The sequence below is a fragment of the Flavobacterium reichenbachii genome (assembly GCF_002217435.1).
Classification (GTDB): Bacteria; Bacteroidota; Bacteroidia; order Flavobacteriales; family Flavobacteriaceae; genus Flavobacterium; species Flavobacterium reichenbachii.
Genome location: NZ_MUHF01000023.1, coordinates 1 through 16,286, shown reverse-complemented (window position 1 = coordinate 16,286; position 16,286 = coordinate 1). Strand labels below are relative to the sequence as shown.

Annotated in this window: 14 protein-coding genes; 5 read left to right on the top strand and 9 right to left on the bottom strand. The window is 34.0% G+C overall.

What is annotated here, in order from left to right; translation table 11 throughout:
- Positions 1-3: 3 nt before the first annotated feature.
- From B0A68_RS19330 to B0A68_RS19315, 4 genes are all read left to right on the top strand, one after another.
- The gene (locus B0A68_RS19330) at positions 4-447 is read left to right on the top strand and encodes a hypothetical protein (protein WP_035681779.1); all 444 of its coding nucleotides are present in this window, start codon (positions 4-6) and stop codon (positions 445-447) included.
- A gap of 4 nt (positions 448-451) precedes the next feature.
- The gene (locus B0A68_RS19325; RefSeq protein WP_035681782.1) at positions 452-1,213 is read left to right on the top strand and encodes a histidine kinase; all 762 of its coding nucleotides are present in this window, start codon (positions 452-454) and stop codon (positions 1,211-1,213) included.
- Positions 1,176-1,895, top strand: coding sequence for a LytR/AlgR family response regulator transcription factor (locus B0A68_RS19320; protein ID WP_035687790.1), 720 nt, complete (start codon positions 1,176-1,178; stop codon positions 1,893-1,895). Before B0A68_RS19325 ends, B0A68_RS19320 begins: the two co-directional genes overlap by 38 nt.
- A 189-nt stretch (positions 1,896-2,084) precedes the next feature.
- A complete protein-coding gene (locus B0A68_RS19315; protein WP_035681783.1) occupies positions 2,085-4,355 on the top strand; it encodes a cation:proton antiporter in 2,271 nt (756 codons plus the stop codon).
- Between the two features lie 205 nt (positions 4,356-4,560).
- On the opposite strand, the gene B0A68_RS19310 is transcribed toward B0A68_RS19315, so the two are convergent.
- The 3 genes from B0A68_RS19310 to pyrH all read right to left on the bottom strand — a co-directional run bounded on the left by B0A68_RS19310 (position 4,561) and on the right by pyrH (position 8,561).
- Entirely contained in the window at positions 4,561-7,056 is a 2,496-nt protein-coding gene (locus B0A68_RS19310; RefSeq protein ID WP_035681784.1) for a DUF5686 family protein, read from the bottom strand.
- 119 nt (positions 7,057-7,175) lie between these two features.
- Positions 7,176-7,739: a ribosome recycling factor gene (gene frr, locus B0A68_RS19305; protein ID WP_035681785.1), complete on the bottom strand. Its 564-nt coding sequence runs from the start codon at positions 7,737-7,739 to the stop codon at positions 7,176-7,178.
- Between the two features lie 114 nt (positions 7,740-7,853).
- Positions 7,854-8,561 (bottom strand): UMP kinase, encoded by a 708-nt coding sequence (gene pyrH / locus B0A68_RS19300; RefSeq protein WP_035681787.1) that lies wholly within the window; start codon positions 8,559-8,561, stop codon positions 7,854-7,856.
- Between the two features lie 195 nt (positions 8,562-8,756).
- Between pyrH and B0A68_RS19295 the strand changes: the two genes are divergently transcribed.
- Positions 8,757-9,374, top strand: coding sequence for a thioredoxin family protein (locus B0A68_RS19295; protein ID WP_035681790.1), 618 nt, complete (start codon positions 8,757-8,759; stop codon positions 9,372-9,374).
- Positions 9,375-9,724: 350 nt separating this feature from the next.
- Here B0A68_RS19295 and truB read toward each other — a convergent pair whose 3' ends face one another.
- The 6 genes from truB to B0A68_RS19265 form a co-directional block, all read right to left on the bottom strand.
- The gene (truB, locus tag B0A68_RS19290) at positions 9,725-10,414 is read right to left on the bottom strand and encodes a tRNA pseudouridine(55) synthase TruB (protein WP_035681792.1); all 690 of its coding nucleotides are present in this window, start codon (positions 10,412-10,414) and stop codon (positions 9,725-9,727) included.
- Positions 10,414-11,211: an undecaprenyl-diphosphate phosphatase gene (locus B0A68_RS19285; RefSeq protein WP_035681795.1), complete on the bottom strand. Its 798-nt coding sequence runs from the start codon at positions 11,209-11,211 to the stop codon at positions 10,414-10,416. The genes truB and B0A68_RS19285 overlap by 1 nt, the downstream gene beginning before the upstream one ends.
- A 134-nt stretch (positions 11,212-11,345) precedes the next feature.
- Complete coding sequence (locus tag B0A68_RS19280; RefSeq protein ID WP_035681798.1) at positions 11,346-11,594, bottom strand: DUF3098 domain-containing protein; 249 nt, start codon at positions 11,592-11,594, stop codon at positions 11,346-11,348.
- Positions 11,595-11,673: 79 nt separating this feature from the next.
- The gene (locus B0A68_RS19275) at positions 11,674-12,549 is read right to left on the bottom strand and encodes a cell division protein FtsX (RefSeq protein WP_035681801.1); all 876 of its coding nucleotides are present in this window, start codon (positions 12,547-12,549) and stop codon (positions 11,674-11,676) included.
- Between the two features lie 442 nt (positions 12,550-12,991).
- Positions 12,992-15,553 (bottom strand): TonB-dependent receptor, encoded by a 2,562-nt coding sequence (locus tag B0A68_RS19270; protein WP_035681802.1) that lies wholly within the window; start codon positions 15,551-15,553, stop codon positions 12,992-12,994.
- Between the two features lie 215 nt (positions 15,554-15,768).
- Entirely contained in the window at positions 15,769-16,116 is a 348-nt protein-coding gene (locus B0A68_RS19265; RefSeq protein ID WP_035681804.1) for a winged helix-turn-helix domain-containing protein, read from the bottom strand.
- Between the last annotated feature and the right edge of the window lie 170 nt (positions 16,117-16,286).

Genomic DNA, 16,286 nt, shown 5'->3' with positions numbered 1-16,286 from the left:
AATATGAATTCTAAGAAAATAAAGATTTTAATTACCGCCGTGAGTTTAATTGTTTTAGTGTTTGCACTCACGCAAAATTCGATTGTAGTAAAATTTAATGATGAGATAAAAGTAATGCATTCTTTAGATTATTTTTTAATGGGAGCAATCTCTTTTATGGGTGGAGGCTTGCTTGAAGAAATTATCTGGCTGGCCAACCCTTTGTCTCTTTATGCAATTATATTATTGTTTAAAAATAACAAGAATGCCGAGGTTTTAAGTTGTGTGGCATTGGGTTTGTCGGTTTCTTTTTTCTTTTGGAAAGAAATTTTAGGATCTGAGAGCGGCAGCATGGCCCAAATTATTTCTTTCGAATTAGGTTATTATCTTTGGGTGCTGAGTATTTTGATATTAACAGTTAGTATCTTTATTTATTTTAAAAAATTTAAACCGGTTTTGCAGCCATAACATTATGCACGAAAGCAATACTATTACTTTTATTTTTCTGGCAATTATTTTATTGCTGATTGTCATCATTTGTTTTGTGGTGTATCAATTAATGGAATCTAAAAAAGCAAAAGATATTGCTGAAAAAAGCTTTTATGCACTCGAAATGAAAGTAAACGATCTACAGTTAGAAACTTTAGAATCAAAACTAAATCCGCACCTTTTTAAGAATATTTTAAATTCAATTCAGTCGCATGCTTATCAGACCTATTTTGCTTTGGATAAGCTTGCGAATGTTTTGGATTACATTTTATACGAAAGCAAAAAGAAATTTGTAACCGCAAAAGAAGAAATTGATTTTGCATTGAATTTAATCGAAATCAATAAAATCAAAATCAGTCCGCTTTTTGAACTGAAGATTAAAACCAATATTAACAAAGAAGATAAATTATACGAACAGCCTTTACTGGCGCCGTTAATTTCTATCGATTTAATCGAAAACGCTTTTAAACATGCCGATCTGCAAAGTGCCGATGCTTTTATTTCGGTTGTTTTTGAGTTTAGAGACAATGCTTTTTTTATGACGGTCTCCAATAAAATTTCAGACAAAAGAGTCTTGAAAAAAGAGCGAAGCGGTTTCGGACACGCCACTCTGGAACATCGCCTTAGAATTATTTATAAAAACAACTTCAAACTGGACCGGTTTGTAGAAAACGATGTTTATATTGCTCATCTAAAAATTGATTTACTTGAATACAAAACTGAAATGCTTACTTCTGGACGATGAGCTTCCTGGATTAACGTACCTAAAAATGCTTTGCGAGCAGATTTCCGAAGTAGAAATAGTAAAAACGTACAACAATCCTGAGAAACTTCTTGCCGAAATGCCGCAGCTGGATTTTGATCTCTTAATTTCGGATATTGAAATGCCGGGAATTAACGGTTTAGATCTTGCCATAATGGTACAAGATAAATTGGTGATTTTCTGTACAGCGTATAAAGAATATGCAGCCGATGCTTTTAATATTGATGCTGTAGATTATATCACAAAGCCCGTAAAACTGGAACGTTTGCAAAAAGCGATTTCAAAAGCCGCAGAACGTTTTCATAAACCAGACAGCACTAAGAAATTTATACAGCTCAATACAGATAAAGGCAAAACGCTTTTGTATTTCAATCAGATTCAATATATAAAAACTGCAGCCAGCGACAGCCGCGACAAAATCGTTCTTCTAACCAACGGAAGTTTTCTGAATCTGAAAAACGTTAAATTTGATACACTTTTAAATGAATTGCCTGAACTTGATTTTTGCCGTATAAACAAAAAAGAAATTGTTGCCGTAAAAGCCATCAAATTCTTTAATCATAATGAAATCGTGCTGCACTATATAGAGGGAGATCAGAAAAACACAGCCCTTATTTTGAGCGAAACCTATCGTTCTGAATTTTTGAAAAAAGTAAAAATTTAGTTCACTACAAATAATTTGATTTAGCTTTTCTATCGTTTTATTACTATAAATCGGTACAATCTTTTTATAGAAACCCAACTTATTACAATATTTTTCGGTCTTGTTACATAGATTGAAAATTAGGTTTGAAATTCCTTTTTCACGTAAGGATCAGTTTAGATATTTGTCCAACAAATTTAATATAGAGTTATGAATAATATTAAAAACTCACTGTTTTACGTTTCTGTAATTGGAGGCTTTACAGCTTTAATTTACTGGGTGATTTCAAAAGGAGCTTCGCTTGAAGCCGGTCGTCAAATTGTACATAAAAAAATAGAAAGTAATCACTGGAACGATTTTCTGCATTCTATGGTCGAAAACCTGCAGCATCCTCTGGCTATTTTATTGGCACAAATTGTTACAATTATATTAGTCGCACGTTTATTTGGCTGGGTTTTTAGAAAAATCGGGCAGCCGTCTGTAATTGGAGAAATGATTGCCGGAATTGTTTTAGGACCCTCTTTAGTCGGAATGTATTTTCCGGAATTTTCTGCGGCATTATTTCCAAAAGAATCATTAGGAAATCTTCAGTTTTTAAGTCAGATTGGTTTGATTCTTTTCATGTTTGTGATTGGAATGGAATTAGATTTGAAAGTGCTGAAAAACAAAGCACATGACGCAGTTGTAATCAGTCACGCCAGTATTGTGATTCCGTTTGCTTTAGGATTGAGTCTAGCTTATTTTATATACCACACTTTTGCTCCAATCGGAGTTGAGTTTGCCTCTTTTGGTTTGTTTATGGGAATTGCCATGAGTATTACTGCATTTCCGGTTTTGGCCAGAATTGTTCAGGAACGAGGCATGCAGAAAACAAAGCTCGGAACTATTGCTATAACCTGTGCCGCAGCCGACGATATTACGGCCTGGTGTATTTTGGCCGTTGTAATTGCTATTGTAAAAGCAGGTTCTTTTACTAGTGCATTATATGTAATTGGTCTGGCTGTTTTGTATGTTATTATCATGCTAAAAATAGTACGTCCTTTCTTAAAAAGAGTAGGTGATTTAAACTCAACGCGCGAAAGCCTGAATAAGCCTGTAGTTGCCATTTTCTTTTTAACGCTTTTGTTTTCTGCATATGCAGCAGAGCTTATCGGAATCCATGCTTTGTTTGGAGCGTTTTTAGCTGGAGCTATTATGCCGGAAAACAATAAGTTTAGAAATATTTTTATAGAAAAAGTAGAAGACGTTTCTATAATTGTCTTATTGCCTTTGTTTTTTGTTTTTACAGGTCTGCGTACCCAGATTGGTTTATTAAATGATCCTTATTTATGGAAAATAACAGGTCTTATTATTGCTGTTGCGGTGGCCGGTAAGTTTTTTGGAAGTGCTTTGGCAGCCAAATTTGTCGGACAAAGCTGGAAAGACAGCTTAGCAATAGGAGCTTTAATGAATACCCGAGGTTTAATGGAGCTTGTAGTTTTAAATATCGGTTATGATCTGGGGGTTTTGTCTACAGAAATTTTTACCATGATGGTAATTATGGCCTTGGTAACCACTTTTATGACCGGACCAGCTTTGGATTTTATAGGATGGATTTTTAAAGATAAAATCACAGCTGTTCCGCAGGAAATAGGGAATAAGAGTAAATATAAAATACTGCTTTCGTTTGCCACTCCTGAAAAAGGAAAAAAGCTGCTTAAAATTGCCAACAGTCTGGTTAGAAAACAGTCTGATAATTCTATCGTTACTGCAATGCATTTGTCATTAAGTACAGAAGTCCATTCTTTTGATGTAAAAGATCACGAACGCAAAATGCTCAATCCTGTTATTGAGGAATCAGAGCGTCTGAATCAAAATATGGTGAGTGTTTTTAAAGTTACAAATGATATTGATACCGATATAGTAGATACGGCAAATCAAGGCGAATATGATTTATTACTGGTGGGTTTGGGACAATCTATTTTTGACGGAACGCTGCTGGGTAAAATACTTGGCTTTACCACAAGAATTGTTAATCCGGACCGATTGATTGATAAGTTTACCGGAAAAGAAGGTCTCTTTGAAAATTCACCTTTTGATGAAAGAACACGTCACATTATTGCAAAAAGTAAAATGCCGGTCGGAATCTTTATCGATAAAAATCTAGAAGAAGTAAACCAGATTTTTATGCCTGTTTTTAATAAAGAAGATGCTTTCCTGATTGAATATGCTAAGAAATTAATCAATAATAATGGTTCTCAGATTACAGTTCTGGATGCTGGCGGAGAAGTGAAAAATACCCGCGAAATTCAGGAAACCATTCGTTCGATAGAACAGATTGCGCCAAATCATATTATGATTATGCACGACAGAACAATTAAAAAGGAATTTTTAGAAAGCCAGAATCTTATGATTATTAGTTTGGACAGCTGGAAAAAGCTAATCGAATCGCAAAGTACATGGCTGAATAATACGCCTTCGGTTTTGATTCTTAAACCATAAGTTTGAAAGTCTCAATATTTTAAATTCCAAATTCCAATTTTATGATTGGGATTTGGAATTTTTTTTGCGCAGCACTTTGACAAAGTTTTGGAAATATCAAGTCACATAATTCCTCAGATTAATTTTCCAATATTTGTCGAAGTTATAGTGTGATCCTTCCTCCGTCAGGATGACAAAAAGGCGATAAATTAAAATTTATAACTATTTACAATCCAAGGTCAATAACATATGAAATCTTAACCGCAATGTTATTTTCAAATTTCAAGAGCTGATTGGGTCCGTAACGATAGAATCCTGCTAAGCCAAGACCTTTGTAGATTTTGTTCAATTCTATTCCAGATTCAAAGAAACCTTTGTCTAATGTTTTGTAAACAGGACCAACATGCTGTTCCGGATTTTCCAGATGTCCCCATGCCATTCTGGTAACCAAAACCAATGACGGGCGGACTTTTTTCAGGATTTTAATTCGGTCGAAACCATGTTTAATCTGAAACATAAGATATTGACTGGAGAAAAACTCATTAAAATACATGGTTTCAAAAGCATTTCTTCCCGAAAAAGTAATACGTTGTACAACAGTTTCTTTAGTTAAATTGTTCGGAGCAGTGTTGTAAAGATGTGTCAGCGGAACATCTCCAAAAGCGTAACCTGCCTGAAGCAGTAAACTTGTTTTTTGACGGTTTAAATATTTCTTTTCATATTCGGCTTTAAAGTCGATTTTGCCAAAATTAAAATCATTTCCTAATACATCTGGTAAAGTCTGCGTGTATTGAAAAGTAAATCGTGGAAATCGTTTGTCAGATTCTGTTCTGCCTGTCGGAGTCTGCATGAAATCACTAAATGGCGCCCAGACAATAGAAAACATTGCTGTTGTCATAACATAGCTGGAATATAATTTTCCGTTTAAATTAAAAAGATAATCAAATTTTGGCTCGATATAATTTCTTGATAATTCTAAAACCGCCTCTGTTTTCGGAATAAATTTGCTCTGTAAATTAGTTCTCCAGCCTGTATATTCGTAAAAAGTACTGATGTTAATTGGTCGTGGATCGTAAATCTTGAATACGCGTTTATCAACAGCAAAAACAGTACTGGCAATTTCCCTTACATCATCTGTGTAATAAACGTTAAACCATGTATTTGTGCTTTTATCGACTAAAACTCCAGAGCCGGCACTGTATTTAAAAACACCATCTTTTGTACCATAAGCTCCATAACCTTCAAGACGAAAGTTTTTAGAAAAACGTTCGTTTGTGATGCCGCCAAGTCCAAGTCTAAAACCTTCGTAATTATTGTAGCTTACGATTTTCTTTAAATCAAGATCAACCGGACCGATCGGATAGAAACCATTAATGATTTTTCTGCCGATTCCGAGGCGTTTTTCGACTCTGTTTCGAATAGAAAGACTGTCCAGTAATAAATAACTTCTTTGGCTCTTTAAATCAAGATTTTCTTTTCTATATGCCTGCCAGAAACTTTCAGGCTTTTTGCTCGCATCATCAGCAATTTCGATATAAAGCGAAGGGTTTTTTATTGGAGTTGTAGTGTTGTAATGAATATCAAAGCTATTGCTCTCAGAAAGTAAATATGTAAAATCTGATGCCGCTTTTTTTCTTTTTTCGAAATTTTCTTCAACATCACCATCAAATTGAATTGTACCGCCTAGAATCTTAATGTCGTCATCATTTTTTCCTTTCACAATTTTGAAAGTAGTATTGCTTTGAAACCAGATCTTTTCGCTCGGAACGTATTCGAATTCGTGAATACCGCTGATGTCCAAAATGCCTTTTATACGCATTACAGCTTTGGCAACAGCAAAATTTTCCTGGTCAATGTACAAGACGCCTTCAAGACCAGATGATTTTCTTTTCTTTTTATTTTTAAAGTAAATCATATACGTCGTGCGGCCTTTTATGTTTACGCTGTCTAATAGTTTGTAATTATAACTATTCGGTGCTCCGTTAGAAATTGGATTTTCATATTTGGTTTCAAACAGTTCGTATTTAGGATCGTAAATCGAAATTGACTGCAGGTTAAAAGCAATAATTTCATAAACAGGCTGATTAAAACCGGCCATTTTTGTTCCCAGAATGGTTTCTTTCAATTTGTTGTTTCCAAATTGATATTGAGAAACTTTTTCGGTCTGGAATAAATGCTGTCTGCTTATGATTTCTTTAAACTTATAATCAGATGAATCAATGTTTATAGATTTTTTATTAAGATCCTTATAAGCCGCAGACGAATCAATTCTTCCGTCTATAGAATCCTGATTGGCTGTTACGATAAGTTTATTGTAGGTTTTATATTCAAAACTCCTTAATTTTTTCTGCGGATCGTTTTTGTCTCTGCTTGCAATTACTTTTTTTATAATGGTCAAAGCAGGATTTTCATTAGAAACCACGACTTCTTTTAAGTTATCAGTCTGCTGTAAAAGAGCTACCGGATAAAACTTTTTATCATTTAGTATAACAATAGTTTTGGTTTGAAATCCGATATAAGAAACCGTAAAACTTGCAGGTCTTACTGTAGAGTTAAGAATAAATTTTCCGTCAACATCTGTAATGGTGTTGTTATTGTCTGAAGTTGAAATAGTAGCAAAAGGTAGTGGTTTGCTGCTGGGATCGGTTACAATTCCATTTATTTGAAATTGTGCCTGAATTGTAAGCGTAAAAAACAAAGTCAAAAAACAAAATAGCTTCATACAGAGTAGTCTAGTTTCAAAAACGAAAGATTGTTATTTTCGGTACGGCAAAAATAACAATAAAAAAATCCGTCTAGTACAATTTAACTAAACGGATTTTTATTTTATGTGAAATAAAGTTACACTTTCATGATTTCGGCTTCTTTTGCAACCAATAATTCATCAATTTTTTTAATATAAGCATTAGTTAAATTCTGAACTTCTTCTTCTGCAGATTTACAAACGTCTTCAGAAGTTCCTTCTTTTTCTAATTTTTTAATATCAGTATTAGCGTCTTTACGTACGTTACGCACACCAATTTTTGCATCTTCAGCTTCAGATTTTGCTTGTTTAGCCAATTCTCTACGGCGGTCTTCTGTCAAAGGCGGTACGCTGATAATGATCATGTCTCCGTTATTCATCGGATTAAAACCAATGTTAGCGATCATGATTGCTTTTTCAATTGGGTGAAGCATACTTTTTTCAAACGGCTGCAATGTGATAGTACGCGCGTCTGGAACACTAATTTTTGAAACTTGAGAAAGTGGAGAAGCAGATCCGTAATAATCTACAAAAACACTTCCTAACATTGCAGGAGAAGCTTTTCCTGCACGAATGTTTAGAAATTCTTTTTCTAAATGCGCAATCGAACCATTCATTGATTCTTCTGTACTTTCTAATATAAAATCTATTTCTTCGCTCATTTTTTTATTTTTTATTTTTTTTGAAGATTGTTTTAAAGAGTATCGGTTTTAATAAGTCTAATATTCTAATCCCGTCTCGAAGTTTCGGGATTGGGGATCAACAATCTAAGTAGTTTAAATATTAACTACAGTTCCTATATTTTCTCCTTCGCAGATTTTTAATAAATTTCCAATTTTGTTCATGTCAAAAACAACGATTGGCAATTTGTTTTCCTGGCTTAAAGTAAAAGCAGTGGTATCCATTACATTTAATCCTTTTTTCAACACATCATCAAAAGAGATAAAGTCGAATTTTACTGCCGAAGCATTTTTTTCTGGATCAGAATCGTAAACACCATCCACACGAGTTCCTTTCAGGATTACATCTGCATTAATTTCGATTCCTCTTAAAACTGCAGCTGTATCTGTAGTAAAATAAGGGTTTCCTGTTCCGGCACCAAAAATTACAATTCTTCCTTTTTCAAGATGACGGTCTGCTCTTCTTTTGATGTAGGGTTCAGCAATAGACTCCATTTTTAGCGCCGTCTGAAGACGGGTTTTCATTCCTTTGTCTTCAAGAGCACCTTGCAGCGCCATTCCGTTGATTACAGTAGCAAGCATTCCCATGTAATCTCCTTGTACTCTATCCATACCAGCACTTGCTCCCGCAACGCCTCTAAAAATATTTCCTCCTCCAATTACAATAGCAATTTCTACTCCTTTACTATGAATCTGTTTGATTTCATCAGCATATTCGGCTAATCTTTTTGGGTCAATACCATATTGTAAATCACCCATTAAGGCCTCGCCGCTAAGTTTAAGAAGAATTCTTTTATATTTCATTTGTGTGTTGCGTTAATTTGTGCAAATATAGACATATTCTGATTTTTAGAAATAATGTTTTAAAAAATAATTTTGATCTTCTTTTTTTTAAATTTCAGATCATTTTTTCAGCTTCAATTATTCCGAATGTGACAAAAGTCATTCCTGCGTATTTCTAAAATTGTTATTTTTATTGTATCCTAAAAACGAAGTGATATGAAAAGTATTGTAGCCAAAGCGTTATTCAACAGTTACTCGTATTCTGAGTATCGAAAATTAGTTACCGATTTGTTATCCGAAGGAAAATCTACCGGCGATCAGCAGTCAGAAAGTCTTACGAACTACACAAGTTTGAATGAAGCCCGAATGAACCGCCTTGAAAAAACCATCAAAATATCTGAAGATGCAATTGACAAATTGCAGAAATTAAGCAATCATTACATCTGGCTCGTAATTTCTGAAGGTTGGTGCGGCGATGCGGCGCAGATACTTCCTGTATTAAATAAAATGGTAGCGGGATCCAATAAGAAGATTGACCTGCGAATTGTTTTGAGAGATCAAAATGACGAATTAATGAGTCAGTACCTGACAAATGGCGGAAGGGCAATACCAAAAGTTATTGTGATTTGTAAAGAAGCCGGAATTGTTCGTACAGATTGGGGGCCAAGACCAAAAGGCGCCTCTGAACTGCTTGCCAATTACAAAAAGGAATTTGGAGTGCTGGATGATAAAATTAAAACCGATCTGCAGTTATGGTATCTGGCAGACAAAGGGATTTCTGTACAGGAAGAATTACTGGATATTATGGAAAAAATTAAATACAACCGATTATAAAACTAATTTTTGTAATAATTGTTTAGTGGTAATGCATTGATAATAAATATAATAATTCTAAAAAATATGTTAAGAAGGTTTTTTTGTGCAATATTTTTTGTAAATTAGTAATGCAACCCACTTCTATTATTTATTTTCTGATTTACTCTTTGTACTGGTGTCTATTTAATGTCTAACAACCAAAAAATGCACTATTATGAAAAAGTTATTCGAAAGATTTTACGATTTTTTTTCAATGTACTTGTTTGGAGGAAAAAAAGTTCCTCACTATTGAGTAAAAGTACCTGTATTGAACTATTTAGAAGTTGGCACATTACAATTCTTGCGTAATGTGCTTTTCGTTTTTATAACTACTTAAGACTTTCTTCAAACAGTGTAATGTCGATCGCATTATTTACATCGTAATCACCAATTTTTGTTCGGCGTAATACCGTTAAATGCGATCCTGAATGCAGTGCTTTTCCAAAATCATAAGCGAGCGAACGTATGTAAGTTCCTTTGCTGCAAACTACTCTAAAATCAATTTCGGGTAATGCAATTCGGGTAATTTCAAATTCGTGAATGGTTGTTTTTCTGCTTTCAATTTCTATCGTTTCTCCCGCACGTGCGTGTTCGTATAAGCGAACTCCGTCTTTTTTTATAGCCGAAAAAATGGGTGGTTTTTGGTCAATTTCGCCTAAAAACTGTTTTACCGTTTCATGAATCAAAGCCTCGTCAATATGGTCTGTTGGAAAAGTCTGATCGATTTCGGTTTCTAAATCATAAGATGGAGTAGTGGCGCCGATATAAAATGTTCCGGTATATTCTTTGGCCTGACCCTGAAGCTCAGAAATTCTTTTGGTAAATTTTCCGGTGCAGATTAATAAAAGTCCGGTTGCCAGAGGATCTAAAGTTCCGGCATGACCAATTTTAAACTTTTTTGGAAGTCCGACTTTATTAATCAACAAGTATTTTAATTTATTGACAGCTTGAAACGAACTCCATTTTAAAGGTTTGTCTATCAGTAAAACTTGTCCGTCTAAATATTCTTCAGGTGTCATTATATAATGGTAAGCGGGTGAATGAAAAAGTGAATCAATAATAAAACGATTCCGGCGATGATTCGGTAATAACCAAAAATTTTAAAACCGTTTTTAGTCAAAAATCCAATGAAAGTTTTAATAGCCAAAAGTGCTACAATAAAGGCAACTACATTTCCTATAATTAATAAAGTAGTTTGATCATGAGATAATTCAAATCCGTCTTTATAATAATCGTAACATTTTTTTACTGTCGCTCCAAGCATTGTTGGAACCGCTAAAAAAAATGAAAACTCTGCGGCTGTGGTTCTCGTAAGTTTTTGAGACATTCCGCCAACAATACTGGCACCGCTTCTTGAAACTCCCGGAATCATAGCAATACATTGAAATAATCCAATTTTTAAAGCTTGCAGATATGTGATTTCCTGAGAGGTTTCGGCTGTGTTTGGATTGTTAAACCATTCGTCGACTTTTAATAAAATCAATCCTCCAATTAAAAGAGAAACAGCAACCGTAACAGGATTTTCTAACAATCCGTCGATGAAATCACTCAGCAATAATCCTAAAACTACTGCCGGAATAAAAGCAACTAAAAGTTTAAAGTAAAAATCAAGCGTCTGAAAGAAACGTTTGAAGTATAAAACCACAACAGAAAGTATTGCACCAAGCTGAATAACAATTGTAAAAAGTTTAGTAAAATCTTCGTGGGCAATTCCAAAAAAAGAAGAGGCAATAATCATATGGCCAGTTGAAGATACAGGTAAAAATTCTGTAATTCCTTCAATAATGGCAAGAACGATAGCTTGTAATGTATTCATTTAATTTAGATTATTAGATTGTAGATCTTTAGATTATTAGATTTTAGACTTCTTAGATCTTTAGATTAATCTCTTCGGAAAAGTCTAAAATCAATAATCTAACAATCTAAAATGTCTAAGTAGTCTAAAAAAGTCTATTTAGATTTTTTGAAAATAGAATAAATCGTGATTCCAAAACCAATTAAAACTGTTGTTGGAGCCAATCTGATACGTCTAAAACTAAAAACATCTTCATTAAAAACATTTGGGTTGTCGCTTCCTCCTCCAGACATTAAAATAAATCCAAGAGCGATAACGCCAATTCCGATCAATAAGATTTTATAATTAATCCCGTCAAAAAGGAATTCATGTTTTTGTTCTTCTTCTGTATTATTATTTTTCATTGTTATTTTTTTGTTCCTCTGAGTAAAATTAAAAGGTTTGTTTATTTAAAATCTGCGATCTAAAGTCTGAAATCTAAAATTAATAAAGATCGTCAGTTCTTAAATTCAGAAAACGCTGCGTTGCGAAGTGCGTGCTTACATAAGTGATTAAAACACCTAATCCAAAAACGCCTAATAAAACCAGTCCAATTAGTACTTTGTCTTCTAAAATTCCTAATCCAGGGAAATTAGTTTCTACATAAAGTAAAAGTGCAATTAACGCAATAATTGCCAAACCAGCACCCAGCATTCCTAGTTTTACGCTTCTCATAACAAAAGGTTTACGAATAAACGATTTTGTTGCTCCAACCATCTGCATTGTTTTAATAATAAAACGGTTAGAATGTATAGATAATCGCAATGAGCTATTGATTAATAATACAGCAATTACAGTTAAGAATCCGCTGATAATTAGAATCCACATACTTACTTTTCTAATATTGTCGTTTACCAGATTTACCAATTGTTTGTCATAAACAATATCTTCAATCATCGTGTTTTGACGTAAAGTGCTTTCGATTTTTTTAATGCTGTCTCGCTCTACATAATCTGCTTTTAGGTGAATGTCGAAAGAATTCAGCAATGGATTTTCTCCCAAAAATGTTAAGAAATCTTCTCCAATAATATCAGTATGTTCTTTCGCAGCTCTTTCTTTAGTTACATAAGCATAAGATCTTGCAAAAGGCGCTCTTTTTAATTCAGTATTAAAAGCTTTGATAACGCTGTCATTTGCTTCGTTTTTAAAGAAAACGGTCATGGCGATTTTTTCTTTAAAATCATCTGCCAGTTTTTTAGAATTAATAATGAATAATCCTAGTACTCCCAAAAGGAATAAAACTAAGAATACACTTAATACTACCGAAAAATAAGAGGAAATTAACCTGCGTTTTTGAAATTTATCAAAGTTAGAACTCATAGTATGCTTAAATTATGTGGTAAAAATAATAAAGAATTTCTTTAAATGAAGTTAATAAAGACCAAACTTTTAACTTTCTACCATAAATGTACAACTAAAGATCAAAACAATCAAGATAAAAACCTGAGCATCGTATAATCTTAAAAGTTGATTGAACCGCAAAGGACGCTAAATTTTTAATTTTTTGGTTTTATACTATCACAAAGTTCGCAGAGCTTTGTGTTGATTAAGCTTTGCAAACTTTGCATTTTTCTGCAAACTGTTTAATAAAAAAACCTTGCGTACTTTGCGGTTAAATTTTACTCGTTTCCCAAGTTAAAGATAAACAATATAACCCGTCAATTGCCGGCCCGCCAAGTTCGCAAAGCTTTGTGTTGATAAAGCTTTGCGAACTTTGCATTTGTCTGCTCACTGTATAAAAAAAACCTTGCGTACTTTGCGGTTAAATTTTACTCGTTTCCCAAGTTAAAGATAAATAATATAACCCGCCAATTGCCGGCCCGCCAAGGATTGAAGTATAAGGTTTGTTTAGGATATTAGTACCGCCTAATTTGGCTTTAATGCCCGATTTTTGAAAATTGTAATTTATCTGCGCATCCATAGACCAATAAGCAGGAACCGTTCCGCTGACTAAAAAAGAAACATAATCGAAGTTGTTTTGATAACGTGCTGTTGCGCTTGCACCAAAATTCTTCCAAATGTTTTCTGCGATCAATGTTCCGTTTACGTTAAATTCCGGTGTGTTGAAGCCGTCTTCTAAACCATCTTTGTCATCGGTTCTGTCCAGTTTTGTATAAGTAACATTTGTTAAGGCACTAAAAGTATTGTCAAATCGATATTTCAAGCCTAAACTTCCTCCGTAATTATAAATTTTACTTTTAGAATTGGTCCATAAACGATATCTGCTTTGTGTTGTTCTGGAATATAAAGAGGTTGGAAAAAGATTTGGATCTGTCGTATTTGGAATGCTGGCTTCAACCTGGGCAATAAAATTTTTATAAGAGTTGTAATAGAAATCGGCATCAATAAAAAGGTTTTTGTTTAAAGCCATTCCTCTAAAGCCAATTTCAAAAGATTTGACAAATTCAGGTTCCAGATACGTGTAAGGATTTTTTTGAATTGTATTTTTATTTTTCTCGATGGCCTGCGCCTGAGTTAAGCCAAGCGTATTTACGTCACTGTTTACCTGTGCCTGAAATTTGTCTATTGAAGCTTTTGTATACGAATTTTCAAAAATCCCATCAGACATGATGCGCAATCCGCCCACACGTTTTACACCTCCGGAATTTACATTAGAAAAACCTTCAAAAATACTCGGAAATCGATAACCATTTTGATACGAAGCCCTGAAGTTTAAACTTTCTTTTGGCGAATAGACAGCGGTAAACTGAGGCGTAAATTTAGCTTCAAAATAATCAGCTTTGTCCATCCTGATTGTCGCGCCCAAACGTAATTTACTGCCCAAAAAATCTTTTGTTACTTGCGTAAAGGCACCCGTTTTTTGATACGTTAAATTTTTTGAGGCACTTACAGGATTGATGAAATAATTTCCGTCGGGAACAATAATATAATTTCTATAATCCAGACCGCTCAATAATTTAGTTTCAATTTTTTCAAAGAATGAAGCAAAAGCCTTGTCCCAATTGATTAATCCTTCACCATGTACCAAAGTCGATTTTACACGCAAAGCAGCGCCAATATCCCAATTGTTGATGTTGATTAATTCGTTCTCTTTATTTTCATAAGCTTCCGTTCCCGGTTCAAATCGGCCTTGATCAGAAGTAGTTCTGGCAATTTTGTGTGCATCTGCAATTGCAGCTCCGTTAGTTATTGCATTTTTGTACGCCGTTGTATAATCTGCAAACCATTTATCATCAGATTTATACGCGCGATCCATGTTTTCTGCCAGTGAGCGCAGATTATAAGAGTTTCCGGTATTTTCTGTCGTTGCATATGCTTTTACCTGAAAAATTGGCGTATGGTAATCGACCGCCACTTGATTTAAAGTATAATCGTCTAATCTAAAACGGTTCGAACGCTGGTAAATCGTATTAATGAGCGCCGTTTTGTATGTTACCGCAAGTTCGTTTCCTGTTTTTGGACGGAAATAAAAACCAACATCAGCTTTGTAATTTTTAATGTCATAATCTGTAATGTCAGTTTCGCGATACCCCGTTCTGGCAACTACATAATTTTTGCCATTTAAATTTAATGTTTTTCGGTTAGCCGATTCATTTCCGTAGCCATTAACTTCATCATAAGCAGGATTATCAGCTCCGGATAAATTTGTAGAGATATTGGCATTCGGAGCCAAATCTGTTCTGTCATCTGCCACCCAGTCTGTTCCGCCGGTTGTAGAAGCATTTATTTTAAAAGCAAATTTTTGATTGAAAGCTTTTGCAAATCTCAAATTAAACTGGGAATATATTTTTGGTGAAAATCGATCAATATTACCAACATGATTTACGCCTGTTAACTGCTGAATACTGACACCTTCATATTCAAAAGGATTTTTAGTCTGGATATTTGCTAAACCATTAATCGCATTCATTCCATATAAAGCAGCTGCAGTTCCAGGAATAATTTCTATTTTATCAATATCAAGATCATTTGCTCCTAAAGCATTTGCAATTGGTGCGCCCAAATGCGGCGCCTGATTGTCAATACCGTCTACTAGTTGTGCAAATCTAACATTTGTAGAATTTGCAAAACCTCTTGTGTTAATCACTTTGAATCCCAGACTCGGCGTTATAATCTGAACCCCTTTTACATTTTCGAGCGCTTCATAAATACTTGGCGATCCCATTTTTTTGGCTTCCGCCGATTTTAATTGCTCGATGCTGATAGGAGAATGCATAAAATTTTCTGAACGTCGGGAAGCTGTAATGACAATTTCATTAAGTTCTTCTTTTTTTATGCTATCCTGCTTTGCTTTTGAGTTTTCGACTTGAGAAAAGCTTTTCAGACTTACAAAAATAAAAAGCAGATATAGTTTTTGGTTCATGTTTTTGGTTTTGTTTCAGTATGTTTTAAAATGAATACTGATGGTTAAAAAAAAGATTTTGGTTAAAATGCTTAATCTACTCTGGGTTTTATTAATCTCGCAAAGACGCAAAGGCGCAAAGTTTTTTTCTTTTTTAAGTTTGAATATTATTCTCTTTGCGACTTAGCGTCTTGGCGAGATTAAAAATATAAACATTACGAATTGGTTTCTTTAAATTAAAATTTTAGATTTTGAGTTTCTTTTTGGGCAAATTCTTTAATGCGTTTTTCGATTTCGTAAAAAACAGAAATTGCTTTTTCGCCAGCTTCTGTCAATCTTGCGCCGCCGCCGCCTTTTCCTCCAAGAAGTTTTTCTACCAAAGGACTTTCGGCACGCTGATTCATTTCTTCAACCAATTGCCAGGCCTGGCGATACGCCATTTTCATTTCTTTTGCGGCATTGGTAATCGATCCCGTTTTTTGGATATTTTCCAAAAGCCAGATTTTCCCAATTCCAAGAAACGCACCTTCGGCTTCTTCAATCCAAACGCGAACTTCAATCGAATATTTTTTATTTATACTCATTTTATTCTTTAACTAACTTTGTAAAAATAAAGATTAATGCATAAAATAATTCTTTCTTTTTTTTTCAAATTTTTTATAGAAAGAAAATATTTTATACGTATTTTGAATTACGAATATAAGTGTTTTTACGTAATCAAAAATAAGTATTTTGTTATTTTATTTGTTTGTCA

Coding starts and splice junctions, on each gene's coding strand:
- frr (WP_035681785.1), bottom strand. CDS start 7,739: ATGAGCGAAGAAATAGATTTTATATTAGAAAGTACAGAAGAATCAATG.
- B0A68_RS19315 (WP_035681783.1), top strand. CDS start 2,085: ATGAATAATATTAAAAACTCACTGTTTTACGTTTCTGTAATTGGAGGC.
- B0A68_RS19270 (WP_035681802.1), bottom strand. CDS start 15,553: ATGAACCAAAAACTATATCTGCTTTTTATTTTTGTAAGTCTGAAAAGC.
- B0A68_RS19285 (WP_035681795.1), bottom strand. CDS start 11,211: ATGAATACATTACAAGCTATCGTTCTTGCCATTATTGAAGGAATTACA.
- B0A68_RS19295 (WP_035681790.1), top strand. CDS start 8,757: ATGAAAAGTATTGTAGCCAAAGCGTTATTCAACAGTTACTCGTATTCT.
- B0A68_RS19275 (WP_035681801.1), bottom strand. CDS start 12,549: ATGAGTTCTAACTTTGATAAATTTCAAAAACGCAGGTTAATTTCCTCT.
- B0A68_RS19330 (WP_035681779.1), top strand. CDS start 4: ATGAATTCTAAGAAAATAAAGATTTTAATTACCGCCGTGAGTTTAATT.
- pyrH (WP_035681787.1), bottom strand. CDS start 8,561: ATGAAATATAAAAGAATTCTTCTTAAACTTAGCGGCGAGGCCTTAATG.
- B0A68_RS19280 (WP_035681798.1), bottom strand. CDS start 11,594: ATGAAAAATAATAATACAGAAGAAGAACAAAAACATGAATTCCTTTTT.
- B0A68_RS19325 (WP_035681782.1), top strand. CDS start 452: ATGCACGAAAGCAATACTATTACTTTTATTTTTCTGGCAATTATTTTA.
- B0A68_RS19310 (WP_035681784.1), bottom strand. CDS start 7,056: ATGAAGCTATTTTGTTTTTTGACTTTGTTTTTTACGCTTACAATTCAG.
- truB (WP_035681792.1), bottom strand. CDS start 10,414: ATGACACCTGAAGAATATTTAGACGGACAAGTTTTACTGATAGACAAA.
- B0A68_RS19265 (WP_035681804.1), bottom strand. CDS start 16,116: ATGAGTATAAATAAAAAATATTCGATTGAAGTTCGCGTTTGGATTGAA.